The sequence below is a fragment of the Janthinobacterium sp. NKUCC06_STL genome (genome assembly GCF_019345455.1).
GTDB classification, from domain to species: domain Bacteria; phylum Pseudomonadota; class Gammaproteobacteria; order Burkholderiales; family Burkholderiaceae_D; genus Janthinobacterium; species Janthinobacterium rivuli.
The window spans coordinates 110,881-136,291 of sequence record NZ_JAHKQY010000008.1 but is presented as its reverse complement, the minus strand read 5'-3'; the positions used below and the strand labels follow the sequence as shown (position 1 = coordinate 136,291).

The following is a 25,411-nucleotide window of genomic DNA, read 5'->3' as shown; positions in this document are numbered from 1 at the left end:
TCCACCGGTGAAAAAATGGCGGACCAGTTGGTCCGCCATTTTTTAATTTCCAGTCGCCACAGGCCGCGCCGGATCGGCGCACCATTCGCTCCACGAACCCGGATACAGGGCCGCGCCAGGTAAACCTGCCACTTCCAGGGCCAGCAAGTTGTGGCAAGCCGTCACACCGGAGCCGCACTGCAGGATGGCCGCTTGCGGTGCATTCACCAATGCACTGAAATCGCGCTGCAGTTCGTCCGCGCTCTTGAAGCGGCCATCCGCTTGCAAGTTATCCTTGAAGAAACGGTTTTTCGCGCCGGGGATGTGGCCGCCGACGGGGTCGATGGTTTCGTTTTCGCCGCGATAACGCTCGGGCGCGCGCGCGTCGATCACCGTCAGCGCTTGCGTTTCCAGGTTGGCGATGACGTCCTGCACGCTGACCGTGCGCGTCAGGCTGGCTTTTTCCGTCAGGGTGCCCACAGGGCGCGGCGCCACGGGCGTGACCAGCGGCAAGCCTTGCGCCTGCCAGGCGGCCAGACCGCCGTCGAGCACGGCGACGGCCGGGTGGCCGAGCCAGCGCAGCAGCCACCACAATCGGGCGGCGAACATGCCGCCCTGGCCGTCATAGGCGACCACTTGCGTGTCGTCATCGATGCCCCAGCCGCGCAAGGTGGTCAGCAGGACGTTGCGCTCAGGCAAGGGATGGCGTCCCGTAAATGCCGCGCCGCGCGCCGTCTTGGGACCGGACAGGGCCGTGTCGATATCGGCGAACTGCGCGTTCTGGATATGGCCGGCGGCAAACGCGTCGCTGCCGGCGGTCGGGTTGAGCAAGTCGTGGCGGCAATCAAGGATGACCCAGTTGCTGTCATTCAGGTGGCTGGCCAGTTCGCTGGCCTGTAACAAGGTGGTGTACATCAGGAACGCTCCTTTACACTTCGCTGGCAATCGGATCCGTGCGCGCGATCGCCGCGCCACGGGCCGTGTTGCGGGTATTGTAATAGGTTGCCGCGATGCCGGAAGCGAGAATGATGCCGATGCCGGTCCAGCCGTGCCAGTCGAACAGGTCGCCAAAGATCACCACGCCCCAGAAGCTGGAAAAGACGATGCCCGTGTATTGCAGGTTTGCAACCACCAGGGTCTTGCCCAGGCGATAGGCGCGTGTCATGGCCATCTGCGCCATGGTGGCGCACAGGCCGATGGCGGCCAGCAAGCCGATGCCATAACCGCTCGTGTGCGCGTGCCAGACGACGGGGCCACCGCCGGCGCTGGCCACGTGGCCGATCACACCGGCCAGGAAGTTGACGACCGAGAAATAAAACACGACCCGGTATTCGGGTTCGCCCAGCAAGCCCAGCTTGCGCACCTGCAGGTAGGCGAGGGCCGACAGCATGCCGGAAATCAAGGCCGTGATGGCGCCGGCCGCCTGGTCCGTTTCGAACACGGGTTGCAGCAGCAGGGTCACGCCGACAAAGCTCATGGCAATGGCCGCCACCAGCGGCCACTCGACTTGTTTTGTTGCTTTCCACCAGCCGCCGGCCAGCAGGATCACGGCGATCCAGATGGGCGCCATATAGTTCAGGGTCATGGCCGTGGCCAGCGGCAGGATGGCGATGGCATAAAACCACAGCCACAGGGCGATCACGCCCACCACGCCGCGCCACAGATGCTGGCCCGGCATCGTGGTTTTAAAACTGCCGCCCTGGTACAAAATCGTGCAGCTCATGACGGTCATGCCGATGATGCCGCGGTACATGACGATTTCGGAGGTCGAATACATATCCGACGCCAATTTGACGCACACGCCCATGATGGCGAACATGAAACTGGCAAATAACATCCATAAAGACTGCATGAATACATCCTGGTGACGGAAATGAAAAAGGCCGCACGAGGCGGCCCTGGAGGGAATTACAGTTCGATATTGTTGCGGTACCACTCGTGGAAATGCTGCATGCCGTCTTCCATGGGCGACTGGTAAGGGCCCACTTCGCTCACGCCACGCGCCATCAGGGCCTTGCGGCCGGCATCCATGCGCAGGGCGATTTCATCGTCTTCGACGCAGGTTTCCATGTAGGCGGCCCGTTCCGCTTCGACGAAGTCGCGCTCGAACAGCACGATTTCTTCCGGATAATAGAACTCGACAACGTTGCGCGTCTTTTGCGGACCGTCGGGCCACAGGGTCGAGACGATCAGCACGTGCGGATACCATTCCACCATGATGTTCGGATACAGGGTCAGCCAGATGGCGCCATACGGCGGTGCTTCGCCGCCACGGAATTGCAGCACCTGCTCCTGCCATTTCTTGTAGGCGGGCGAACCGGCCTGCTGCAAGCCGCGATGCACGCCCACCGTTTGCACGCTGTAATCCTTGCCGAACTCCCAGCGCAGGTCATCACAGCTGACGAAGCTGCCCAGGCCCGGATGGAACGGTTCCACGTGATAGTCTTCCAGATAGACTTCGATGAAGGTCTTCCAGTTGTAGTCGCACTCGTGGATTTCCACGTGATCGAACATATAGCCGGAAAAATCGAGTTCTTTCGAGACGGAAAAATCTTTCAATTTTTCCATCACGTTGTAGCCATTTTGCTCGAACAGCAAGCCATTCCAGCTTTGCAGCGGCGTTTTCGACAGGTTCAGGCACGGCGTCTCGGGGAAATGCGGCGCGCCGATCAGTTCGCCCTTGAGGTCGTAAGTCCAGCGGTGCAGCGGGCAGACGATATGGTTCGCGTTGCCGCGGCCATTGAACATCAGCGCCTGCCGGTGGCGGCACACGTTGGACAGCACTTCGATGCCATTGGCGTTGCGCACGAGCATGCGCCCTTCGTTCTCAGACGCCAGGGTCGCAAAATCGCCGGTTTCCGGCACCATCAGCTCATGCCCGACATAGCGCGGGCCGGCTTGGAACAATTGCTGCATTTCACGCTGCAACAGCGTTTCGTCAAAATAGACGTGGACCGGAAGTTGCGCGTTTGAGCGCGCCAGCTTGGCGTGAGTAGCCAGATCGGACATCCCAACCCCCCATAAATGTACAACGGTCAGCAGTGCCCCAGGCCATTCCCTGGGCAACCGCTACAGAGAGAAAGAATCCGCAAAGACCTGAATTCAAATTTGTTGAAACGGTATTTCGGACAGAACCGGCGATTATAGCGCGTATCGGCCTCGGCATTGCCAAAACCCCCCGGTAAATAGTCTATTAATGAGAAACATTGTCATTTGGCGCGCAATTTCCGGTAGATGGGGGCGATTGCGCTAAAATTCACTGCCAAGCTGGCAACGCTATTGACTTTGAGCGCGCCGATTGCGCTTTAGTTTTCACTTAATAGTGTGGTTTGTTCTAAAATAACGCTTCTATGCTGGCCGGGAATCCCCGGCGTCTCCCTACAAGCCCCTCGTGCCACGAAGAGATCTGAGTCTATGTCGAAGAAATTAACTGCCGCTGCCGCAGCGCCGGCCTCGTTTGAAGAGGCGATGGCGGAACTGGCGCAGCTGGTAACGCAAATGGAAGCGGGCCAGTTGCCGCTGGAAGCATCGGTCGCGGCATATCAACGCGGCTCGGAACTGGTCAAGTATTGCGCTACCCAGCTCGACAGTGTCGAAGCGCAGGTGAAAGTATTGGAAGGCGACATGTTGAAACCGTTCGTGGATGCCGGCGAGGCCGCCCAATGATGGCCAGCGTGCAACAAGACGGCGTGACCTTCGGCGACTGGATGCAAGCGACCCAGTCCGGCGTGGAAGCGCGGCTCGACCAGTTCCTGCCGGCGGCGGACATCGTGCCGCACAAGCTGCACGCGGCCATGCGCTATGCCTTGCTCGGTGGCGGCAAGCGCGTGCGTCCGCTGCTGGTGATGGCGGCTGGCGAACTGTTTGATGCGGATCAAGACACCCTCGCGCGCGCAGCTTGCGCGCTGGAAATGATTCACGTGTATTCGCTCGTGCATGACGACATGCCGTGCATGGATGATGATGCCTTGCGCCGTGGCAAACCCACCGTGCACATCGCCTACGATGAAGCGACGGCCCTGCTGGTCGGCGACGCCCTGCAATCGCAGGCCTTCATGCTGCTGGCCGAAGGCGCGGCCATTGCGCCGGTGCGGCAAATGGCCATGGTGCGCCTGCTGGCACAGGCTTCCGGGTCAAGCGGCATGTGCGGCGGTCAGGCGATCGACCTCGACAGCGTCGGCCTGGCCTTGACCTTGCCGCAGCTGGAACAGATGCATCAACTCAAAACGGGCGCCTTGTTGCGCGCGGCCGTGATTCTCGGCGCGCTGGCTGGCAAAGATTTGACGCCAGACGAGATGACGGCGCTGAACGCGTATGCGCGCGCCGTCGGGCTGGCGTTCCAGGTGGTTGACGACGTGCTCGACGCCACGGCCGATTCGGCCACCCTGGGCAAGACGGCGGGCAAGGATGCGGCCGCCAACAAGCCCACTTACGTATCGATACTGGGGCTGGAACCATCGAGAGCCCTGGCAGAACAATTGCGGTGCGACGCCCATGCGGCGCTGGCGCCATTCGGGGACAAGGCACGCCGTCTGCGCGAGCTGGCAGACCTGGTCGTGCAGCGGAAGGCATAAATGAAACTGTTAGAAACCATCAATGAACCAGCGCAAGTGCGCAAGCTGGCCCGCTCGCAACTGGTGCCGCTGGCGCAGGAATTGCGCAGCTTCCTGCTCGACTCCGTTTCCAAGACGGGCGGCCACCTGTCGTCCAACCTGGGCACGGTCGAGCTGACCGTCGCGCTGCATTACGTGTTCAACACGCCGCACGACCGCATCGTGTGGGACGTGGGCCACCAGACCTATTCGCACAAGATTCTCACGGGCCGCCGCGAGCGCATGCATACCCTGCGCCAGAAAGACGGCATTTCCGGCTTCCCGAAACGCGACGAAAGCGAATACGACACCTTCGGCACGGCGCACTCGTCGACGTCGATCTCGGCCGCGCTGGGCATGGCCCAGGCCGCCAAGATCAAGGGCGACCCGCTGCACGCGATCGCCGTGATCGGCGACGGCTCGATGACGGCCGGCATGGCCTTCGAGGCGATGAACAATGCGGGCGTGCAAGAAGACGTCAACCTGCTGGTGATCCTGAACGACAACGACATGTCGATCTCGCCGCCCGTCGGCGCGCTGAACCGCCACCTGGCGCGCTTGATGTCGGGCCAGTTCTATGCGGCGGCGAAAAATGTCGGCAAGTCGGTGTTGCCCGGCCCCGTGCTGGAGCTGGCGAAGCGCTTTGAAGAGCACGCCAAAGGCATGGTCGTGCCCGCCACCATGTTCGAGGAATTCGGTTTTAACTATATCGGCCCCATCGATGGCCACGACCTCGATTCGCTGATCCCGACCTTGCAAAATATCAAGCAACTGAAGGGTCCGCAATTCCTGCACGTGGTCACCAAGAAGGGGCAAGGCTACAAGCTGGCCGAGGCGGAACCGATCCTGTACCACGGCACGCCGAAGTTCAATCCGGCGGAAGGCATCAAGCCGGCCACGGCGCCGGGCAAGATGACGTACACGGAAGTGTTCGGCAACTGGCTGTGCGACATGGCCGCCCACGACAAGCGCCTGGTGGGCATCACGCCCGCCATGCGCGAAGGCTCGGGCATGGTCAAGTTCGAACAGCAATTCCCGAACCGCTATTTCGACGTCGGCATCGCCGAGCAGCATTCCGTGACCTTTGGCGCAGGCCTGGCTTGCGAAGGCTTGAAACCCGTCGTGGCCATCTATTCCACGTTCCTGCAGCGCGCCTACGATCAGCTGATCCACGATGTGGCCCTGCAAAACCTGGACGTGACGTTCGCCCTGGACCGCGCCGGCCTGGTGGGCGCCGATGGCGCCACGCACGCGGGCAACTACGACATGGCGTTCTTGCGCTGCATCCCGAACATGGTCGTCATGGCCGCGTCGGACGAAAACGAGTGCCGCCAGATGCTCACCACGGGTTACCACTATCCGGGCCCGGCCGCCATCCGCTATCCGCGCGGCGCCGGCGCCGGTGCTGCCATCGTGCCGGAACTGACCAGCATCGAGATCGGCAAGGGCGAGATCAAGCGCCAGGGCAAGCGCATCGCCATCCTGGCCTTCGGCTCGATGGTGGCGCCGAGCGTGGCGGCGGGCGACAAGCTCGACGCGACGGTCGCCAACATGCGCTTCGTCAAGCCGCTCGACGTGGCGCTGGTGAAACAGCTGGCTGCGGAACACGATTACCTGGTGACGGTGGAAGAGGGCTGCATCATGGGCGGCGCCGGTTCGGCCGTGGCCGAAGCCTTGGCGGCGGAAGGGATCGTCAAGCCGATCCTGATGCTGGGTTTGCCAGACGTCTTTATCGACCATGGCGACCCCGTGCAACTGCTGAAAAGCGTGGGTCTCGATGCGAACGGCATCGCCACGTCGATCGAGCAACGCTTTGGCGGCACCCAGCCGCGCCTGGCGGTCGTCAGCTAAGTTTGCTTGCATACAGAGAAGCGGCACTGCGGTGCCGCTTTTTTTGGCTCTGTCATCGGCAAGTAGGGGAAATGCCGGAATCTTCCTGTGACCGTGCTGTCTGACTCTGCATACCCACCCTGCAGGAGCAGATCATGCGGCCAGCCGAATGGATCACCTTGATTGCGCAGTTTGCTCAGCTGAACCAACGCCAGCGGCAGGCAAGCATTGCCCTGTTGCGTGGCAACTCTCCACAAGACGCGACCGTCGCGCTGCTAGAAAGTGTGGCCCAACCGCGATTGGCCTGTCCCTCCTGCCATTCAGACCACTTGCACCGGCATGGCCATGCGCACGGTTTGCAGCGCTACCGCTGCGTGTCCTGCGGCCGCACCTTCAATGCCTTGACGGGCACGCCGCTGGCCCGCTTGCGCCACAAGGCGCTGTGGCTCGATTATGCCGATTACCTGCTGGCATCGGATTCCGTGCGCAAGGCGGCGTTACAGCTGGGCGTACACCGCAACACGACGTTCCGCTGGCGCCACCGGTTTTTGTCGTTGGCAAAGACGGACCGGCCACATGGTCTGCACGGCATCGCCGAAGCCGACGAGTTATATCTGCTGGAATCGGAAAAGGGATCCAGAAACATGACGCGTCCAGCGCGCCACCGGGGCGGCCATGCCCACAAGCGCGGCATTTCCAATGAACAGGTCTGCATCCTGGTGGCACGCGACCGCACGGGGCAGACGCTCGATTTTGTCACGGGAAAAGGGGCGTTGACGAAAGCGCAGCTGCATCATTGCTTGTTGCCTGTCATCGACAAGGACGTGCTGCTGGTGACCGATGGCCATGCCGCCTACCGGGCCTTTGCGAGGGAAGCGGGCATCAGCCACCAGGCCGTCAACTTGCGCGCCGGCATCCGCGTGCAGGGCGCCGCCCATGTGCAGAACGTCAATGCCTATCACAGCCGTTTGCGGCAATGGCTGGGTCCGTTTCATGGCGTGGCGACGCGCTACCTGCCGAACTACCTGGGCTGGCGCTGGATACTCGACGCTAGGCGTATCCGCTCACCGGAAACGTTATTGAAAGCAACGCTGGGCGCATTCCCACATTTGACGGTGACATAGCTTTTTTTTTCGCCTGTCGAGATTTTACGCTGCACTGCAACATTTTCTGCCGGGGAATGCTACGATGACGCTTTGATACCCTTTCAAAGTCCAACTTGCATTTCAGGAAACTTCACCGCCGTTCGCGCGCACTGGCCGGCCGCTGGCTGACGGGCATGCACGCCTATACCGACAAGCTGGCGCAGCGCCGTCCCCTGTGGATGGTCAGCCTGGCCATCGATGAAACGAATCTGTCCGAGGGTCTGCGGGCCGCTTGCGCCTCGAGCGCCATGTTGCTGCTGGGCCTGCTGTTCGACCACCCCGATTTTTCCTGGGCCGCCATCGGCGCCTTCTGGACCTGTCTGGCCGACGCGGCGGGCACGCGGCGCATGCGCTTCGTCTCGATGGTGGGCTTCGGCTTGCTGTCGACGGTCGCCGGCGGCCTGACGGCACTGGCGGCCGGGCATGGCGTGGCGACGGCCGCCATCGCCGTGCTGCTGTTTTCCTGGGCCGGCGCGCTGGCGCGCATCTGGGGCGCGGCCACGGCGCAAGTGGCGATCCTGGCCGCCACGGCCTGCGTGGTGATGGTCACGCACCCGTTGGAATCGATGACGCAGACGGCGCCTTTCCTGGGGCTGTACATGTTCGGCTGCCTGTTTGCCACCGTGCTCAGTTTTACGGTCTGGCGCATCCACCCGTTCAGCCCCGCCAGGCGCGCCATCCGCGCTGCGTATTCGCGCCTGGCCGGCATCGCGCGCGACAATGCGCGTTTCCTGGCGCAGGGCCCGGTGCTACCGGACGCGGCCGCGCATGGCGCCAGCTACCGCTCGCAGGCGCGCGCCGCGCTGGAAGCGGCGCGCGTGGCGCTGGCCGCCGTGCCGCCCGCGCGCGCGGGACGCAGCGTCCTGTACGACAACCTGCTGCTGGCGCTCAGCGACGCCGAGCGCATCTTCGCCTATCTGATTGCCGTCACGCATACCTGCGAGCGCGAGCAGCAGCGCCTGCGCCAGGACCCGCGCGCGCGGCGCAGCCTGGAAGTGATGGCCGTGCTGCTGCGCCGCCTGGGGCAAGCCGTGCAGCGCCAGCCGGAAACGCCGCCGCTGGCATTGCAGCGCCGCCTGGCGGGCTGCGGACGGCGCCTGGAGGCGGCGCTGGGCGCCTTGCTGCCGCTGCGCCTGAATGTGGATTTCATGGAACTGGGCTTGCCGCGCGCGGCGCAGCTGCCGTGGCGCGAGGCGGCTTTCCTGGCGCTGGGGCAGGCCTGGCAAACGGCGAAAGTCAACGCCACGCCGCAGTCGCTGAGCTGGCGCCATGCGGCGCGCGTGTCGCTGGCGACGACGGCCGGCTTCCTGCTGGTCGAGGCCTTGCATATTCCGTTCGGCTACTGGGCCACCATGGCGACCTTGCTGATACTGCAGCCGTCCGTGTCGACCACCTGGACGCGCGGCATCGAGCGCGTCGCGGGCAGCGTGCTGGGTGCCGTGCTGGCCGTGCTGATCGGCCTGGTCATTTACACGCCGCTGGGCATCTCGCTGGTGGTGTTTCCCCTGATCGTCGCCACCATGGCTTTGCGCCGTGTCAGCTACAGCCTGCACGTGCTGTTCATGACGCCCGCCTTCGTGCTGGTGGCCGACTATGCGGCGCCGGCCAGCGAGATGGTGTACGCCATGAGCCGCCTCGGCAACAATGTGCTCGGTTGCGTGCTGGCCTTGCTGGCGACGTTTTTCCTGTGGCCCGACCGCGAGGCGGACGACCTGGATCAGCGCCTGGCGCAAGCCGTGTCGGCCAACCTGAAATACCTGCTGGCCGTGCTGGCCGCCGGTGGTAAATGGGACAGCGCCATCGCGCGCCTGCGCCGCGAGGCGGGGCTGGCCAGCAATAACGCGGAACAGGTGCTGCAGCGCCTGCGCATCGAGCGCCGCCTGGACCGCAGCAGCGGCGTGGGCCTGGCGGCGCTGCGCACCTTGCCGCTGCTGCGCCGCGTGGCAGGCAGCACGGCGCGCATCAGCCTGAGTCCCCAGGCCGAGCCCGCGCCGCCCGCATTGCAACAGTGGATTAGCGCCGTCAGCGGGGAAATCGATGCGCTGCTGTGCGGTGCGGCCGATGCCAGCGCGCCTGGCCCGTGCGTTGCCGAGGGCTTGACTGCCCTGCAAGCCGATGCGGTGGCGCAGGTGCAGCTGCTGCGCGGCTTGCTGCGCGAGCATGTGCTGGCGGTCGATAGCGCGGTGACATCCTCGCGCTAACGGATGGCCGCTCGGCCGGTTGCGCCCGCAACCGGCCTTTTTCTGCTTGCGGCGCCGATATTGTATAGACGTTTGACGCCTGCCAATCTCTCCAAATTCCACATTTCAGGGGCTTCCACGGTATATTTTTCAAAATGGAAATTTATCGAAAGGAAACGTTGACTCTAAAATAAGTGCGGTCTATATTCGTTTTCGTAGCAAGCAAAGACGAAATCCGTATGGATTTTTTACGACTGATCTGACGCGATTGCCGGCTTTGCCTGGTGCCATCGCCAACATGGAGAGTAGTAAATGAAAAAGATTGCCGCGTTTATTTTTACCCTGGGTTTGAGCGCTTCCTATGCCATCGCTTCGGATAACAGCTGTTATAGCTGCGAGGAGGAATTGCGGGAATGCCAGATGATGTATGGTGACAGATCCCCATTCTGCAGCAGCAGTTATAAAGGCTGCCTGAGAGGCTGCCAAGCCGGCGCCTGATAGCCGTTTTGCATTGCCAGGCGGCCGCCCAGCGCATGCTGCATCCGCCGCCTTCGATCATTGAAGCCTCTGACAATACTTATGATGCAGAAAAAAATGAAAACCATCGCCATGTATGGCTTGATCCTGGCCGCAGGCCTGGGCAGCGGTTATGGCCTGTCCTTGTTGCCCGGCTTGCTCAAGTCGAATTACACCGAGGGCAATTACGCCGCGTATTTCCCGAATGCCCAGGCGAAGGTGGTGTTGTACGGCACGGACTGGTGCGGCTATTGCGCCAAGACGCGCGCGTACTTCAAGGAAAACAAGATCGATTTCGTCGATCTGGATATCGAAAAATCCCCGGAAGCACGAAAAGCCCATGAAGAACTCGGTGGTGGCGGCGTGCCGGTGGTGTTGATCGGCAACCGCAAAATCCAGGGTTTCAATACGGGCGCGCTGGAAGCGGCGCTGAAGAAAATCTGACGTTTCAACTTGTTAACTTGAAAGGCTGACCATGTTCAAAAAGATTGCCGCGTTCCTGTTTGCCGCCGGTGCCGCGCTGTCCTTCAGTGCCCAGGCCTTTGGCCCTGACTGCACCTTTGTCTGCGAACGCAACCTGCTCGATTGCGTGGAATTCGGCCAGCCTGCCTGCATGGAAAATTATCAGGCTTGCCAGAAGGAATGCCTGCGTCCGCCGCGTCATTGACGCGGAGGCAATGCCAGCTTATCGATGGCGCGTAAGAGACGGCGCGCCATGGCTGTTGCTCATCGTCTGTCAATTCAACAGGAGTGCTTATGTTCAAAAAGCTGGGTTTCTTTTTGTTTGCCATGGGCGTCAGCGCCTCGTATGCGATGGCCAGTAGTACCGCCGACATTTCCGAATGCCAGTCCGAGTGCTATATGGCGCTCGATGCCTGTGTCATGGAGTTCAGTGTTCCTTCATGCGTCCGCGCCAATAAAGTGTGTCTTCAGGCCTGCGGCTAAGAAAATCCAATAACTATTCTGGCCGGTGCTGAAGAAAGGCGCTAGCCGATTCTATCCCTTGTCTTTGGGCGCAACATGAAACGGCGGCATGTTGCGTGTTTACTTCACGTCGCTCACTAAGGAACAGCATGTTTAAAAAAATCGCTTTTTTTCTTTTTGTTGCAGGTGCCAGCCTGTCGTTCAACAAGGCGGCAAACAGCACTCCAAGCTGTGGTTTCCAGTGCGCCCAATTAAGGGGAATTTGTCTCGACGAAGGCCGGGGTGACGCTTCCTGCCGCGACAACTACAATTTCTGCGTTGAAAACTGCCGTAATGGCATCTATCCCGAGATGCCGGAATAAGCAACACGGCATGGCCGCGTCATCTGGCGCGGTCATGCCGCCACAACACGTCGCCGCCGCCGGCAAAGCGGTTGAGCACGCGCGACAGCACGAACAGCAGGTCGGACAGGCGGTTCACGTACTGGCGCGGATGCTCGTGCAGGGCTTCCGCATTGGCCAGCGCGACGATGCTGCGCTCGGCGCGGCGGCACACGGTGCGGCATACATGCGCGAGCGAGGCGGCGCGCGAGCCGGCCGGCAGGATGAATTCGGAGAGCGCCGGCAAGTCCGCATTGTATTTCGCCAGCAGGTCGTCGAGGCGCAGCACGTGCTCTTCCTTGATCAGCTGGTAGCCGGGGATGCAGATTTCTCCGCCCAGGTCGAACAGGTCGTGCTGGATGGCCACCAGCTCCTCGCGCAAGGCGTCGGGCATGGCTTCGCACAGCAGCAATCCCAGATTCGAATTGAGTTCGTCCACGTCGCCCATGGCGTGGATGCGGGCGCTGTCCTTGCTGGTGCGGCTGCCGTCGCCCAGGCCGGTGCTGCCATTGTCGCCCGTGCGCGTGGCGATTTTCGAAAGTCGGTTGCCCATGATGCTGATCCTGTAAAGAAGAATGGGGGCAGCATACGACACCACGCGCCGCCTGGCCCCGCATTTGCCTGCAAATCGGACAAAAAATGCGCTGCGCGCCACGTTTATGCTTACAATCGTTGCACGCCCATGCTCATTTGCCCTCCATCTTATGCTCAATACCGCTCCTGAATCCGGATTGACCGCGGCGCGCCAGCAAGCCGTCGTCGCGGCCCTGCTGGCCGTGCTGCCGGCACGCTGCGTGCTGTCCGACGCCGAAGATACGCGCCCGTATGAATGCGATGGCCTGGCCGCCTACCGCCAGCTGCCGATGGTGGTGACCCTGCCGGACACGGAAGAACAGGTCATCGCCATCCTCGGCGTCTGCCGTGCATTGAAGGTGCCGATCGTGCCGCGCGGCGCCGGCACGGGCTTGTCGGGCGGCGCCTTGCCGATTGCCGATGGCGTGGTGCTGTCGACGGCGCGTTTGAACCGCATCGTGCGCGTCGATGCGTATGCGCGCATCGCCGTGGTGCAGCCGGGCGTGCGCAACCTGGCCATTTCCGAAGCGGCGGCGCAATATGCCTTGTACTACGCGCCCGACCCGTCGTCGCAGATCGCCTGCAGCATCGGCGGCAACGTGGCGGAAAACTCGGGCGGCGTGCATTGCCTCAAATACGGCCTGACCGTGCACAATGTGCTGCGCGTGCGCGTCGTCACCATCGCTGGCGACGTGCTGGAACTGGGTGGCGAATGCCTCGACGCTCCGGGCCTCGACCTGCTGGCCGTCTTCATCGGTTCCGAAGGCATGCTGGGCATCGTCACGGAAGTGACGGTGAAACTGATACCGAAGCCGGCCACCGCGCGTGTCATCATGGCGTCGTTCGACGACGTCGTCACGGGCGGCAATGCGGTGGCCAACGTGATCGCCGCCGGCATCATCCCGGCCGGGCTGGAAATGATGGACCAGACGTCGTCGCGCATGGTCGAACCGTTCGTCAAGGCCGGCTACGACATCGACGCGGCCGCCATTTTGCTGTGCGAAGCGGACGGCACGCACGAGGAAGTGGAAGAGGAAATCGCGCGCATGACGGCCGTGCTGGAAGGGGCGGGCGCCAGCGCGATTGCCGTGTCGCAGTCGGAAGCGGAGCGCATGAAATTCTGGTCCGGCCGCAAGAACGCCTTTCCCGCCGCCGGACGCATTTCGCCCGATTACTACTGCATGGACGGCACCATCCCGCGCAAGAAACTGGCGGAAGTGTTGACGGGCATCGCCGGCATGGAAACGACGCATGGCTTGCGCTGCGCGAACGTGTTCCATGCTGGAGACGGCAATCTGCACCCATTGATCCTGTTCGATGCCAACATGCCCGGCGAATTTGAGCGCGCCGAAGCGTTCGGCGCCGACATCCTGGCCCTGTGCGTGGCCGTGGGCGGCACCATCACGGGCGAGCATGGCGTGGGCATGGAAAAGATCAATTCCATGTGCGTGCAATTTACGCGCGCCGAACTCGATGCCTTCTTCGCCGTCAAGCGCGCCTTCGATCCGCATGCCTTGCTGAACCCGGACAAGGCGATCCCCACCTTGAACCGCTGCGCCGAATTCGGCAAGATGCATGTGACGGCGGGGCGCCTGCCGTTCGCCAACTTGCCCCGTTTTTAATCCGCCGGAGACTCTTTTGCAAGCAATCGTTGAACAATTCAGGCAGCAGATCCTGGCGGCCAGCGCGGCAGGCAACCCCCTGCGCCTGCGTGGCGGCGGCACGAAAGACTGGTATGGCCAGCAGCTGACAGGCGAGGTATTCGATACGCGCGCGTATGCGGGCATCATCGACTATGAGCCGACGGAGCTGGTGATCACGGCGCGCTGCGGCACGCCACTTGCCGAAATCGAGGCGGCGCTGGCCGCACGCAACCAGATGCTGGCGTTCGAGCCGCCGCACTTCGGCCCTGGCGCCACGGTGGGCGGCGTCGTCGCCAGTGCCTTGTCCGGTCCGCGCCGCGCCAGCGCGGGCGCGCTGCGCGATTTCGTGCTGGGCGCCGTGCTGATGGATGGCCATGGCGAACGCCTGGCCTTCGGCGGGCAAGTCATGAAGAACGTGGCCGGCTACGATGTCTCGCGCCTGCTGGCGGGGTCCCTGGGTACCCTGGGCCTGATCCTGGAAGTGTCGCTGAAAGTGCTGCCCTTGCCGCTGCGCGAAGCGACGTTGCGCGTGGCTTGCGCGGAAATCGCCGCCTTGTGCATGCTCAATGAGTGGGCGGGCAAGCCGCTGCCGATATCGGCCAGCTGCTGGCATGACGGCGTGTTGACGGTGCGCCTGTCCGGCGCCGAGGCGGCTGTCTCGGCGGCCCTGCAATCCCTTGGGGGCGAAGTGCTGGCCCACGATGACGCGGCCGCCTTCTGGCTGGCCGTGCGCGAGCAGACGCACGCATTCTTCGCGGGCGCGGGCAGCCTGTGGCGCTTGTCTCTGCCGCCGCACGCCAGCGCCATGATTCTGAAAGGACGCCAGCTGATCGAGTGGGGCGGGGCGCAGCGCTGGCTCAAGCTCGATGGCGACGCCGATGCGGCCAGCAGCGCGCAGATTCGCCAGGCCGTGGCGGCCGCCGGCGGCCACGCCACCCTGTTTCGCGGCGGCGACAAGGCGGTGGGCGTGTTCCACCCGCTGGCGCCCGCCATCGCCACCATCCACCAGCGCCTGCGGCAGGCTTTCGACCCGGCCGGCATCTTCAACCCGCACAGAATGACTTGAGCGCATGCAAACCAATCTCGCCGATTTCATCAAGAATACGCCGGTAGGCGACGAAGCCGAAGCCATCCTGCGCGCCTGCGTGCATTGCGGCTTTTGCACGGCCACCTGTCCCACCTACCAATTGCTGGGCGACGAACTCGATGGCCCGCGCGGACGCATCTACCTGATCAAGCAGGTATTGGAGGGCGGGCCCGTCACGGCCAAGACGCAGACCCACCTGGACCGCTGCCTGACCTGCCGCAACTGCGAATCGACCTGTCCCTCGGGGGTGCAGTACGGGCGCCTGGTCGACATCGGGCGCAACGTCGTCGAGCAGCGCGTGCAGCGCCCCTTGCGCGAACGCGCGCTGCGCTTCGCCCTGAAGGAAGCCTTGCCGCGCCGCTGGCTGTTTACGCCCGTGTACAAGGCGGGGCAGGCGCTGCGCCCGCTCCTCTCGAAAAGCTTGCAGGATAAATTGCGTCCGGGCGCGCGAGCGGGGGCATGGCCGACGCGCCAGCACGCGCGCAGCATGCTGCTGCTGGACGGCTGCGTGCAGCCGGCCATGTCGCCGAACATCAACGCGGCCACGGCGCGCGTGCTCGATGCATTAGGTGTGCAACTGATCGTCGCGCCCAAGGCCGGCTGCTGCGGCGCGCTGCGCCATCACCTGAATGACCAGGAAGCGGCGCTGGACGACATGCGCCGCAATATCGACGCCTGGTGGCCTTACGTAGACAGCGTGGAAGCCATCGTCATGACGGCCTCCGGCTGCGGCGCCACCGTCAAGGAGTATGGCCATCTGCTGGCGCACGATGCGCAGTATGCGGAGAAGGCGCGGCGCATCGCGGCACTGACGCGCGATCTGTCCGAGATCATGCCGGCGTTTGAAAACGAGCTGGCGGCGCTGCTGAAAGGACGCATCGGCAAAAAAGTGGCGTATCACCCGCCGTGCACCCTGCAGCATGGCCAGCAAATTCGCGGCAAGGTGGAGCAGGTCTTGCGCGCCGTCGGCGTCGACGTGCGCCTGTGCGCCGACAGCCATCTGTGCTGCGGTTCGGCGGGCACGTATTCGGTCCTGCAGCCGGCACTGTCGCAGCAGCTGCGCGACAACAAGGTGGCGAACCTGGAAGCGTGCGAGCCGGAGATGATCGTGTCGGCCAATATCGGCTGCCTGAGCCACCTGCAGTCGGGCACGCAGACGCCCGTGCGGCATTGGATCGAGCTGATCGACTCGGCCTTGACGCCTAAATAGGCACTTCGCTGTACTGCGCAATGCGCCATTGCGGCGCCGGCACGAAGTTCGCAGCCCACTCCAGCACGGCGTCGGCCGGCATGGGGCGGGCGATGCCGTAGCCTTGCGCCAGGTCGCAGCCCAGTTGGATCAGGCGCGCGCCATGCTCGACGCTTTCCACGCCTTCGGCGATCACCGTCAAGCTGAAGGAACGGGCCAGGCCGATGACGGCGCGCACCAGGTGCAGGTCGTCGCGGTCGTTGAGCATGTTGCGCACGAAGCTCTGGTCGATCTTGACGATATTCGCCGGCAGGCGTTTTAAATATGACATCGACGAGTAGCCGGTGCCGAAATCGTCGAGCGCGAAGGTGATGCCCAGCGCCTGGCAGGCGCGGATGATGCGGCGCACGTCTTCGATGTCGTGCAGCGCCGACGATTCGAGGATTTCCAGTTCCAGCATGCTGGCGCGCACGCCGGGAAATTCGCCGAGGATGGTTTCCAGGCGCGAGACGAAGTCCGGTTGCTGGAAGTGGCGTGCCGCGATATTCACGCTGACCACCCAGTGCTTGCCGCAAGCCACCCAGCGCTGCATCTGCCACAGGGCCTGGCGCAGCACCCATTCGCCGATGTCGATGATCAAATCCGTCTGTTCCACCAGCGGCAGGAATTGCGCGGGGGCCAGCACGCCGCGGCGCGGATGCTGCCAGCGCAGCAGCGCTTCCATGCCCACCACCGTGCCGGCACGCATGTTCACCTTGGGCTGGTAGTACAGCCGCAGTTCGCCATTGATCAGGGCGTGGCGCACTTCCGTGCGCTGGTTGTGGTGCGTGCGCACTTCCTCATCGAGGTTGGTGTCGAAGAAGTGGTACTGGTTGCGCCCCGTCAGTTTCGCTTGGTAGACGGCGTGGTCGGCATGGCGCAGCAGGCTTTCCGTATTCAAGTCCTTGCCCGCATACACGGCGATGCCGGCGCTGGCCGTCATGTGCAGCGCCTGCTGGTCGCACTGGTAGGGGCGGCTCAGTTCCTGCATCAATTGTGTGATGTTCTGTTCGATGCTGGCGATGCTGGCCTGGCCGCACAGCAGCATGACGAATTCATCGCCGCCCAGGCGCGCCGCGTAATGGACCTGGCCCGTAAAGCCGTGCAGGCGGCCGGCCACCTGCTTGAGGATTTCATCGCCGGCCTCGGCGCCGTAGCGGTCGTTGATGGCCTGGAAGTGGTCGAGGTCGAATAGGCAGACGGCCAGCAGGCGCTGGCGTTCGCGCGCGAGGAACAGTTCCTGTTCGAAGCGGGCGGCCAGCGCGGCACGGTTGGGCAAACCCGTCAGCACGTCATTGTAGTTTTGCCACGACAGCTTTTGCAGCGCCTGCTGCATGTGCACGGTTTCGTTCAGCTGTTCGCCCAGCTGGCGCTGGCTGGTCTTCAGCGAGGTCAGCAGTTCTTCGATATCGCCGGCCATGCCGTTGAACGACTGCGACACGGCTTGCGCCTCGGGCGTGGCGCCGGCCGCCAGGCGCACGGCGAAGTTGCCGTCGCGGAAGCGGTCGGTCGCTTGCACGAAGCGCGCCAGCAGCTTGCGGTGCGACGCCAGGATCAAGCCCAGCAGGAGGAAGACGAGGACGATATTGATGCTGCTGAGGACGGCCTGCTCGAGCACCCTTTGCCACACCTGCGCCAGAGGCCGGCCGGGCGTGTAGTGCAAGTCGAGGATGCCGTCGCCGCCGTCCGGCAGCGCCACTGTCAGGCGGCTGCGGATGGCCGCCATGCCCGCCAGACGCGCAAACCAGCCCGGCACGCCGTCGGCCAGCGTGTCCCCCGGCTTGTTGTCGGCCAGCACTTCGACATGCGCGCCAGCCGTATCCCAGCGCGCGGAAACGAGGCTGCGGTTCAGCGGCAAGGCGCTGCGCAGCGCCTGCCGCACGCTGTCGTGCGTCGCATGCCGGTCCGTGTGCACGGCCAGCGGCAGCACGCTATTGGCCAGGAACAGGTCGAGTTGCCGGGCGTCGCTCTGGTAGCGCGCATTGGCCAGCGCCGTTTCCGTACCCAGCAGGGCGTGATAGCGAACGGCGGAAACGGCAAGTATCAGGAAGGTAATAGGGATGAAGAGGCGGGAATAACTGCCCATCCGCATCCAAGAAGATAATATTTTCCCAAAGACTGGCATCGTTTTATGATCGATATCTGCGAATAATTATGGAAACATTATCACCGATATTTGCTATTTGAAACACAATATTGATATCAAGCATGAAATAAATGCAGTTTTATGGATTTCACATGATTATTGTCTTAAATCAAAGCAATCCGTTTTTACTCCTGTAGCAATTGCCGTATGTCGGCCGCCAGACTGGCCGGTTTGCTGGCCGTCGCATAGCGGCGAAATACGCTGCCATCCTTGCGCACCAAAAACTTGGTGAAATTCCATTTGATCGATTGCGTGCCCAATATGCCGGGCGCCGCCTGTTTTAATTGTGCAAACAGGGGATGGGTCTGCGCGCCATTCACGTCGACCTTGGCAAACAGGGGAAAGGTGACACCGAAGTTTTTCTCGCAAAAGGCGCCAATTTCCGCGTTCGATCCTGGTTCCTGCTGACGGAATTGATTGCAGGGAAAACCCAGCACGACCAGGCCCTGCTCGTGAAATTCGCGGTACAGCGTTTCGAGTCCCTGGTATTGCGGCGTGAAGCCGCAGGCGCTGGCCGTGTTGACGATCAGCAATACCTTACCTTTGTAGCGCGCCAGGTCGACCGGCGTGCCGTCCAGCGCCTCGGCCTGGAAATCATGGATGCTGGTCATGTCAGAGGAGTCCCAGTTTGGTGGCGCCCGCTTGCGGGGCCGGTTCCGGCGCCGTGGCGCCCTTGAGTTTGATCGTCAGGCGCAGGTCGTTGACGGAGTCCGCATTGCGCAGCGCGTCTTCATAGCTGATGGCGCCCGCTTCGTGCAGGTCGAACAGGGCTTGGTCGAAAGTCTGCATGCCATGCTCGCGCGACTTTTTCATCAGTTCCTTGATCTCGTGCACCTGGCCCTTGAAGATCAGGTCGCTCATCAGCGGCGAATTGAGCAGAATTTCCAGTGCCGCCTTGCGTCCGCCGCCGTCCTTGCCGGGGATCAGGCGCTGCGAAATCATGCCCTTCAAATTGAGCGACAGGTCCATCAGCAACTGCTGGCGCCGCTCTTCGGGGAAGAAATTGATGATGCGGTCCAGCGCCTGGTTGGCGTTGTTCGCATGCAAGGTCGCCAGGCACAGATGGCCCGTCTCGGCAAACGCGATGGCGTGGTCCATCGTCTCCCGGTCGCGGATTTCTCCGATCTGTATCACGTCGGGCGCCTGACGCAGGGTGTTTTTCAGGGCCGTGCCCCAGTCGTCCGTATCGACGCCCACTTCGCGCTGGGTGACGATGCAGTTGCCGTGCGGATGGATGAATTCCACGGGGTCTTCAATGGTGATGATGTGGCCATGGCTGTGCGCGTTGCGGTGGCCCACCATGGCCGCCAGCGTGGTCGACTTGCCGCAGCCCGTGGCGCCCACCATGATGACGAGGCCGCGCTTGCTCATCACCACGTCTTGCAGGATGGCGGGCAAACCGAGCCCATCGAGGGTGGGGATGGCGGTATTGATCAATCGCAAGACCATGCCTGCCTGGCCCATCTGCACGAAGGCGGACACGCGGAAGCGCCCGAGTCCTTCCGGGCTGATGGCGAAATTGGCTTCGCGGCTGGATTCGAACTCGGCCGCCTGGCGCGCGTTCATGACGGCGCGCACGTAGCCGGCCGCCTGTTGCGCATCGAGTGCACCGCCGGCCAGCGGCGTCAGCTTGCCGTCGAGCTTGATGGCGGCAGGAAAGCCGGCCGTGATGAACAGGTCCGAGCCGCCCCGTGCGCGCATCTGCGCCAGCAGCGCGTGCATGGCGCCATAGTGTTCGTGCGTCGTCTGCATGGCTTATCCGGGGAAGTTTTCAGGGGCCTTGGCGGCCGAGCGGGCCGTTTCCGCCGAGATCGTGCCGCGCCGCACCAGGTCGCTCAAGCACTGGTCCAGGGTCTGCATGCCGACATTGCTGCCCGTCTGGATGGCCGAATACATTTGCGCCACTTTCGCTTCGCGGATCAGGTTGCGCACGGCCGGCGTGGCCAGCATGATTTCATGCGCGGCCACGCGGCCCGCGCCATCCTTGGTTTTGAGCAAGTTCTGCGAAATGACGGCTTGCAGGGATTCGGACAGCATGGCGCGCACCATTTCCTTTTCCTCGGCGGGGAAGACGTCGATGATGCGGTCGATCGATTTCGCCGCCGACGAGGTATGCAGGGTGCCGAAGACCAGATGGCCCGTTTCGGCCGCCGTCAGGGCCAGGCGGATGGTTTCCAGGTCGCGCAATTCGCCCACTAAAATCACGTCCGGGTCTTCGCGCAAGGCCGAGCGCAGCGCATTGCTGAACGAATGCGTGTGCGAACCGACTTCGCGCTGGTTGATCAGGCATTTTTTCGGTTCATGCACGAATTCGATCGGGTCTTCGATGGTCAATATATGGTGGTTCAGCCGCTCGTTGACGTGGTTCACCATGGCCGCCAGGGTGGTCGACTTGCCGGAACCCGTCGGCCCCGTCACCAGCACGAGGCCGCGCGGACGCATGGCCAGCTCGCCGAAGATGCGCGGGGCGTTGAGTTCTTCCAAGGTCAGCACTTTTGAGGGAATCGTGCGCAGCACGGCCGAGGCACCCCGTTCCTGGTTGTAGGCGTTCACGCGGAAGCGGGCCAGGCCGGGAATCTCGAACGAGAAATCGCATTCCAGTGCTTCTTCATACGCCTTGCGCTGGCTGTCGTTCATGATGTCGTAGATCATGCTGTGCACTTCCTTGTGCTCGAGCGGGGCCACGTTCAGGCGGCGCACGTCGCCGTTGACCCGTATCATCGGCGGCAGGCCGGAAGACAGGTGCAAGTCGGAAGCCTTGTTGCTGACGGAGAAAGCGAGTAGTTCGGAGATGTCCATTTATAATCCCTGTGCCTGCATTGATGGGCTGGCGCACTGTGCCGCCGCCCCTATACACTAGAAAATGATTATGTCCACAATCGAACAGAACTTGCAAGCCGTGCGAGACAGTATTGCGCAGGCGGCCGCTGAGGCGCAGCGCGCCCCGACCAACGTGACCCTGCTGGCCGTATCGAAAACCTTTGGCGCGGACGCCGTGCTGGACGCCATGCGCGCGGGCCAGACGGCGTTTGGCGAAAATTATCTGCAGGAAGCGCTCGACAAGATCGCCTTTGTAAAGACGGCCGCGCCGCAGCACGTCCCGGCATGGCATTTCATCGGCCCCATCCAGAGCAACAAGACGCGCCCCATCGCCGAACATTTTGACTGGGTGCATACGGTGGAACGGGAAAAGATCGCCGCGCGCCTGTCGGAACAGCGCCCGGCCGGCTTGCCGGACTTGAATATCTGCCTGCAAGTCAATATCAGCGGCGAAGCGAGCAAGAGCGGCGTGACACCTGCCGAACTGCCGGCGCTGGCGCATGCCGTGGCGCAGCTGCCCCGTTTGCGCTTGCGCGGCCTGATGGCCATTCCCGAGCCGGAAACGGATGTCACGCTGCAGCGCGCTGCCTTTGCGCAATTGCGCGTGTTATACGAACAATTGAATGCTGAAGGGCTGGCGCTCGACACCTTGTCGATGGGCATGTCGGCCGACTTGCGCGCCGCCGTGCTGGAAGGCGCCACCATCGTGCGCGTGGGTAGCGCCATTTTCGGTTCCCGCAACTATTCCTGATGAAGAGAGAACAAGCATGACGACAGAACTGAATATCGCCTTTGTGGGCGGCGGCAACATGGCCGCCGCCCTGATCGCCGGCCTGGCGGGCAAGCTGACCCTGGGCGGCAACATCCACGTGATCGACCCGCATGCCCCCGCGCTGGAAAAACTGCAGGCGCAATTCGGCGTGACGACGGCGCTGCTTGCGGACGACGCGCTGCGCGGCGTGGACGTGATCGTGCTGGCCGTGAAACCGCAAAGCATGCGCGAGGTGGCGGCGCAATTGCTGCCTTTCCTCGACGGGGAACGGGCGCCATTGATCCTGTCGATCGCGGCAGGCATCCGCGCCGCTGACCTGTCGCGCTGGCTCGGCGATTATCCGGCCATCGTGCGCTGCATGCCGAACACGCCGGCCTTGATTGGCATGGGCATCACGGGCATGGTGGCCAGCAGCGGCGTGAGCGAAGAACAGAAAAAGACGGCGGACGCCATCCTGCGCGCCGTCGGCCAGACCGTCTGGCTCGATGACGAAGCCAAGATCGATCCTGTGACGGCCGTGTCCGGCAGTGGCCCGGCCTATGTGTTTTACTTTATCGAAGCGATGCAGCAGGCGGCGGCCGAGCTGGGCTTGACGCCGGAGCAGGGCACGCAACTGGCGATTGCCACCTTTACGGGCGCGGCGCAGCTGGCGGCGAACTCCAGCGAACCCGTGTCCTTGCTGCGCGAGCGGGTCACGTCGAAGGGCGGCACGACCTACGCGGCCCTCACCAGTATGGAAGAGAGCGGCGTGAAGGCGGCCATCGTCAAGGGCATCAAGGCGGCCGCGCAGCGCGGGCGCGAGATGGGGGACGAATTAGGTAAATAAGTGTCCAAGTAATCAGATGACCTTGACGGCGCGGCCGATATACAGGATCGGCCCCGTCGGCCGGCCCGTCGGCGAGCCTGTTTGCGGCTCCAGCGTGATTTCAAACAGTTGATCGGGTTGCAATGGCGGCAGCTTGTCCAGGGTCAGCTTGAGGCTTTGCCCCGGCTTGACGAGGCCCAGCGAGACGGGCGCGCCCCAGTCCTTGCCCTTGGTCCAGAATTGCAGGGCTTTCTGCTGCGGCACGTTTGTTGGTCCCAGCGGGATCAGGCTCAGGTCGCGGTTCTTGCCGCCGCGTCCGCCCGCCTGCACGATCCAGCCCGGCGATTTATCCTGCGGCGCCACCAGCACCACCAGATAGCCGGGTCCGCTTGGCGCCTGCAGTTGCATAGTGACCAGCACGGCCAGCCCGGCCGTGGCCGCCAGGCCGCCGCCGGCCAGCACTCGCCAGAAGGCCAGGCTGTTCCACCACGCCTGCCAGCCGCCCGCCTGCCGCACGGCTTTTGGCGTGAACAGGCTGGCGCCGATGCGCGGCCACAGTTGCGCCGAGGGCGTTTCGGGCGGCGCCAGCGTGGTCAAGGGCAGCAGACGCCGTTCCCAGGCGTCGATGGCGTCGCGCAAGGCGGCGTCGCGCGGCAAACGCTGTTCCACGTCCGCCCGTTCGGCCAGTTCCAGGGTGCCCAGCACGTATTCGCCGGCCAGCCTGTGCAATTGATCGTCGCTGTCGATCATCCCATGCACTCCCGCAAGGCGGCCAGGCCCCGCTTGACCCAGGCTTTCACCGTGCCCAGCGGCGCTTGCAGGCGCTGCGCGATTTCGCTATGGGAACAGCCATCGACGTAGGCGTACAGGATGCTATTGCGTTTGCCTTCATCCAGGTGGCCGAGGCAATCGTGCAGCTTGCCCAGATCCGCCTGGTCGGCATAGGCATCGCCGGCATCATGGCCTAGTCGTTCGTGCAGCAGGGTTTCCACGGTATCCTCGTCGGCCGATACTTCATGGGCGCGGGTGCGCGCCACATCCAGCGCCTGGTGCCGCACCACCACATAGATCCAGCCCTTGCCGCTGCCGCGCGTGGCATCGAAGCTGCCGGCGCGGCGCCAGATGTTCAGAAAGGCGTCGTGCAGCACGTCTTCAGCCAGGTCCCGCTGGCGCACGATGCGCAGAGCCACGCCCAGCAGATAGCGGCTTTCCTGCTGGTACAGGCCGTGCAATGCCTGCTGCTCGCCCCTGGCGCAGGCGCGCAGGGCGGCATCGTAATCGTAAGGGGTGGCTAGGGTTGGCAAGGTTGGCGCAATCGTTGGAGTTAACGGTTAGCAAGTTTTCAAGACCAAGTATAGGCCAGAAACCAGCTTGCCAACCGTCACGCTTACGCTTTTATGCTGCTTTCCAAAAGATATAATCGGCCTGGTAAGGTACCCATTGCTTGGCGCCGATGGACTCCATGCCGCAGGGGCTGCTTGGCGCCACGCCGCCGCTGGTGGCCACGCGCTGGATGTAGCTGATGCCCTGCATGGCGCCGCTGCCCGTGGCAGGGTTGGCCTTCACCAGCTGATACGGGATGTTGCCCGCACCGGCCGGCGCCACGGCCACTTGCGTCGCCGTCACTTTCGAGCCGTCCAGGTTGGCCCAGGTGGCAGGCGGGCCGACATACGTGCCCACTTGCATGCCGCCGCGGTCGTTCAAGGCCGCGTCCGGTCCCACGAAGACCCATTCATGGCCCGTCATGTCTTTCTTGGCCTTGCATTCGTAGGCGATCTTGCCCACGCCCACCGTTTGCATGGCGACCTGGTGGCCATCGGGCACTTTGACGGCGTTCGGCAATTGTTCCTGCGAATAGCGCGCGCTCATGGGCGCGCAAGCCGTCAGCAGCAGGGCGGCGCTCAGCAGAGTCAGTGCGGGAACGGCGTGGCGTGGGGCGGTGAAGGCAAGCATGGCAAACTCCTGGTAGTTGGCTCAACCGGCTGGTTGATACCATTACTACGCAGGGGTTTGCCATTTGGATGCAGCCAGGAAAAAATATTTTAGTCCGGCGTGTCTTTCTTGCTGAAACGCTGCGCCAGCGCCAGCACGACGGGCATGGCGGTGGTGGCGTGCTTGAGCAGCGCGCCGCTGGCCCGCAGCAGCGGCAGGAAACGGCGCGGGCGCACGAGCAGCAAACCCAGCACGCCGCCGCCTATCATCAGGGGAATTTTAAAACGCGTGGCCAGGGTGTGGCGCAGATTGCCGCCCGTGAGCGGTTCCAGCAACTGGCGCGTCTGCACGCCCAGGGCCAGGCGCTGCAGCGCGCATTCGGCCAGCAGCGCGTCGCGCCGCTGCGCCAGGCTGGCGGCCGTGTGCACATGCGACAACTTGGTGGGATGCGTGGTCATGGCCGCTCCGATCCCCGGCGGGCCAGCAATTGCAGCTCGTCCAGGTCTTTATTCAGTTCGGAAAGTGTGAAGGACAGCAGTTTCGGCTTGCTGCGGAAACTGGCGCGCACGCCCAGCAGGGTGGCGATGGCGGCGACGATGAAAACGGCGGCCGTGATGGCGATGGCGGCGATGCGGTGCGTATCCCAGAACAGCACGATGACGAGGAACACGATCAATACCAGGCCGACGAACAGGCACAGCAGTGCCAGCATGGCCAGCGCCAGATAGGACAGGAAGCGCAGCGACTCTTCTTCCATTTCCACGGCCGCCAGGGCCAGACGTGTCTGGACGATGGCGGCGAGGGTCGCTGCGACTTGGGCGACATGGTGCACGATAGCCATATGCTGCCTTTCGCGTCA

General features: G+C 63.2%; 27 protein-coding genes and 2 pseudogenes. 16 read left to right on the top strand and 13 right to left on the bottom strand.

The annotated features are described in order from the left end of the window. Positions 1-42: 42 nt before the first annotated feature. Positions 43-894 carry a sulfurtransferase gene (locus tag KO539_RS22455; RefSeq protein WP_219311833.1) on the bottom strand — a complete coding sequence of 284 codons (852 nt, stop codon included), beginning with the start codon at positions 892-894 and terminating at the stop codon, positions 43-45. Between the two features lie 473 nt (positions 895-1,367). Between KO539_RS22455 and KO539_RS30740 the strand changes: the two are divergent. Next, a pseudogene (locus tag KO539_RS30740) lies at positions 1,368-1,484 on the top strand (hypothetical protein); the annotation flags it as partial. Here KO539_RS30740 and KO539_RS30735 read toward each other — a convergent pair. Continuing rightward, positions 1,439-1,816, bottom strand: a pseudogene (locus tag KO539_RS30735) (EamA family transporter); the annotation flags it as partial. The pseudogenes KO539_RS30740 and KO539_RS30735 sit on opposite strands and share 46 nt — an antisense overlap. A gap of 71 nt (positions 1,817-1,887) precedes the next feature. After that, positions 1,888-2,988: an aromatic ring-hydroxylating dioxygenase subunit alpha gene (locus tag KO539_RS22445; RefSeq protein ID WP_219311829.1), complete on the bottom strand. Its 1,101-nt coding sequence runs from the start codon at positions 2,986-2,988 to the stop codon at positions 1,888-1,890. A 405-nt stretch (positions 2,989-3,393) separates the two neighbouring features. On the opposite strand from KO539_RS22445, the gene KO539_RS22440 reads away from it, so the two are divergent. The 10 genes from KO539_RS22440 to KO539_RS22395 all read left to right on the top strand — a co-directional run bounded on the left by KO539_RS22440 (position 3,394) and on the right by KO539_RS22395 (position 11,528). After that, complete coding sequence (locus tag KO539_RS22440; RefSeq protein WP_046683420.1) at positions 3,394-3,645, top strand: exodeoxyribonuclease VII small subunit; 252 nt, start codon at positions 3,394-3,396, stop codon at positions 3,643-3,645. 41 nt (positions 3,646-3,686) lie between these two features. Further along, on the top strand, positions 3,687-4,553 hold the full coding sequence (locus KO539_RS22435; RefSeq protein ID WP_225243850.1) for a polyprenyl synthetase family protein: 867 nt from the start codon (positions 3,687-3,689) through the stop codon (positions 4,551-4,553). Next, complete coding sequence (gene dxs, locus KO539_RS22430) at positions 4,554-6,422, top strand: 1-deoxy-D-xylulose-5-phosphate synthase (protein WP_219311827.1); 1,869 nt, start codon at positions 4,554-4,556, stop codon at positions 6,420-6,422. A gap of 134 nt (positions 6,423-6,556) precedes the next feature. Then, positions 6,557-7,525 (top strand): IS1595 family transposase, encoded by a 969-nt coding sequence (locus KO539_RS22425; protein ID WP_219311825.1) that lies wholly within the window; start codon positions 6,557-6,559, stop codon positions 7,523-7,525. Positions 7,526-7,680: 155 nt separating this feature from the next. Then, complete coding sequence (locus KO539_RS22420) at positions 7,681-9,747, top strand: FUSC family protein (protein WP_219311823.1); 2,067 nt, start codon at positions 7,681-7,683, stop codon at positions 9,745-9,747. Positions 9,748-10,038: 291 nt separating this feature from the next. Then, positions 10,039-10,224 (top strand): hypothetical protein, encoded by a 186-nt coding sequence (locus KO539_RS22415; RefSeq protein WP_099379706.1) that lies wholly within the window; start codon positions 10,039-10,041, stop codon positions 10,222-10,224. Between the two features lie 81 nt (positions 10,225-10,305). Then, entirely contained in the window at positions 10,306-10,686 is a 381-nt protein-coding gene (locus KO539_RS22410) for a glutaredoxin family protein (protein ID WP_225243765.1), read from the top strand. 31 nt (positions 10,687-10,717) lie between these two features. Continuing rightward, positions 10,718-10,909 (top strand): hypothetical protein, encoded by a 192-nt coding sequence (locus KO539_RS22405; RefSeq protein WP_099403302.1) that lies wholly within the window; start codon positions 10,718-10,720, stop codon positions 10,907-10,909. 89 nt (positions 10,910-10,998) lie between these two features. Then, positions 10,999-11,187: a hypothetical protein gene (locus KO539_RS22400; protein WP_034749095.1), complete on the top strand. Its 189-nt coding sequence runs from the start codon at positions 10,999-11,001 to the stop codon at positions 11,185-11,187. A gap of 128 nt (positions 11,188-11,315) precedes the next feature. Beyond that, positions 11,316-11,528 carry a hypothetical protein gene (locus KO539_RS22395; protein WP_139143510.1) on the top strand — a complete coding sequence of 71 codons (213 nt, stop codon included), beginning with the start codon at positions 11,316-11,318 and terminating at the stop codon, positions 11,526-11,528. A gap of 19 nt (positions 11,529-11,547) precedes the next feature. Here the strand turns inward: KO539_RS22395 and KO539_RS22390 are convergent, their stop codons facing one another. Then, positions 11,548-12,099 (bottom strand): cob(I)yrinic acid a,c-diamide adenosyltransferase, encoded by a 552-nt coding sequence (locus KO539_RS22390; RefSeq protein ID WP_219311821.1) that lies wholly within the window; start codon positions 12,097-12,099, stop codon positions 11,548-11,550. 151 nt (positions 12,100-12,250) lie between these two features. Between KO539_RS22390 and KO539_RS22385 the strand changes: the two genes are divergently transcribed. The 3 genes from KO539_RS22385 to glcF are packed head-to-tail and all read left to right on the top strand — an operon-like array spanning position 12,251 to position 16,059. Next, positions 12,251-13,741, top strand: a complete 1,491-nt coding sequence (locus KO539_RS22385; RefSeq protein ID WP_219311819.1) for an FAD-linked oxidase C-terminal domain-containing protein — start codon at positions 12,251-12,253, stop codon at positions 13,739-13,741. Positions 13,742-13,757: 16 nt separating this feature from the next. Beyond that, positions 13,758-14,828, top strand: a complete 1,071-nt coding sequence (glcE, locus tag KO539_RS22380; RefSeq protein WP_219311817.1) for a glycolate oxidase subunit GlcE — start codon at positions 13,758-13,760, stop codon at positions 14,826-14,828. A 4-nt stretch (positions 14,829-14,832) separates the two neighbouring features. After that, positions 14,833-16,059, top strand: coding sequence for a glycolate oxidase subunit GlcF (gene glcF, locus KO539_RS22375; protein WP_219311815.1), 1,227 nt, complete (start codon positions 14,833-14,835; stop codon positions 16,057-16,059). On the opposite strand, the gene KO539_RS22370 is transcribed toward glcF, so the two are convergent. The 4 genes from KO539_RS22370 to KO539_RS22355 form a co-directional block, all read right to left on the bottom strand. Further along, positions 16,052-18,163 (bottom strand): bifunctional diguanylate cyclase/phosphodiesterase, encoded by a 2,112-nt coding sequence (locus KO539_RS22370; RefSeq protein WP_219311812.1) that lies wholly within the window; start codon positions 18,161-18,163, stop codon positions 16,052-16,054. The genes glcF and KO539_RS22370 overlap by 8 nt on opposite strands. Before the next feature lie 185 nt (positions 18,164-18,348). Continuing rightward, positions 18,349-18,834, bottom strand: coding sequence for a glutathione peroxidase (locus KO539_RS22365; protein ID WP_219311810.1), 486 nt, complete (start codon positions 18,832-18,834; stop codon positions 18,349-18,351). Between the two features lies 1 nt (position 18,835). Next, complete coding sequence (locus tag KO539_RS22360) at positions 18,836-19,975, bottom strand: PilT/PilU family type 4a pilus ATPase (protein ID WP_219311808.1); 1,140 nt, start codon at positions 19,973-19,975, stop codon at positions 18,836-18,838. 3 nt (positions 19,976-19,978) lie between these two features. Beyond that, positions 19,979-21,022 (bottom strand): type IV pilus twitching motility protein PilT, encoded by a 1,044-nt coding sequence (locus KO539_RS22355; RefSeq protein WP_035824693.1) that lies wholly within the window; start codon positions 21,020-21,022, stop codon positions 19,979-19,981. Positions 21,023-21,092: 70 nt separating this feature from the next. Here KO539_RS22355 and KO539_RS22350 point away from each other — a divergent pair, with 70 nt between their 5' ends. Continuing rightward, positions 21,093-21,794 carry a YggS family pyridoxal phosphate-dependent enzyme gene (locus KO539_RS22350; protein ID WP_219311806.1) on the top strand — a complete coding sequence of 234 codons (702 nt, stop codon included), beginning with the start codon at positions 21,093-21,095 and terminating at the stop codon, positions 21,792-21,794. A gap of 16 nt (positions 21,795-21,810) precedes the next feature. After that, positions 21,811-22,641 carry a pyrroline-5-carboxylate reductase gene (gene proC, locus KO539_RS22345; RefSeq protein WP_219311804.1) on the top strand — a complete coding sequence of 277 codons (831 nt, stop codon included), beginning with the start codon at positions 21,811-21,813 and terminating at the stop codon, positions 22,639-22,641. Between the two features lie 12 nt (positions 22,642-22,653). On the opposite strand, the gene KO539_RS22340 is transcribed toward proC, so the two are convergent. From KO539_RS22340 to KO539_RS22320, 5 genes are all read right to left on the bottom strand, one after another. Continuing rightward, complete coding sequence (locus tag KO539_RS22340) at positions 22,654-23,370, bottom strand: anti-sigma factor domain-containing protein (protein WP_219311803.1); 717 nt, start codon at positions 23,368-23,370, stop codon at positions 22,654-22,656. Continuing rightward, positions 23,367-23,924, bottom strand: coding sequence for a sigma-70 family RNA polymerase sigma factor (locus KO539_RS22335; RefSeq protein ID WP_219311801.1), 558 nt, complete (start codon positions 23,922-23,924; stop codon positions 23,367-23,369). Before KO539_RS22335 ends, KO539_RS22340 begins: the two co-directional genes overlap by 4 nt. A gap of 91 nt (positions 23,925-24,015) precedes the next feature. Next, positions 24,016-24,573, bottom strand: a complete 558-nt coding sequence (locus tag KO539_RS22330) for a DUF3455 domain-containing protein (RefSeq protein ID WP_219311799.1) — start codon at positions 24,571-24,573, stop codon at positions 24,016-24,018. A gap of 89 nt (positions 24,574-24,662) precedes the next feature. Then, entirely contained in the window at positions 24,663-25,010 is a 348-nt protein-coding gene (locus KO539_RS22325; protein ID WP_035824704.1) for a hypothetical protein, read from the bottom strand. Then, positions 25,007-25,393, bottom strand: a complete 387-nt coding sequence (locus tag KO539_RS22320) for a phage holin family protein (protein ID WP_046683403.1) — start codon at positions 25,391-25,393, stop codon at positions 25,007-25,009. Before KO539_RS22320 ends, KO539_RS22325 begins: the two co-directional genes overlap by 4 nt. Positions 25,394-25,411: the final 18 nt, after the last annotated feature.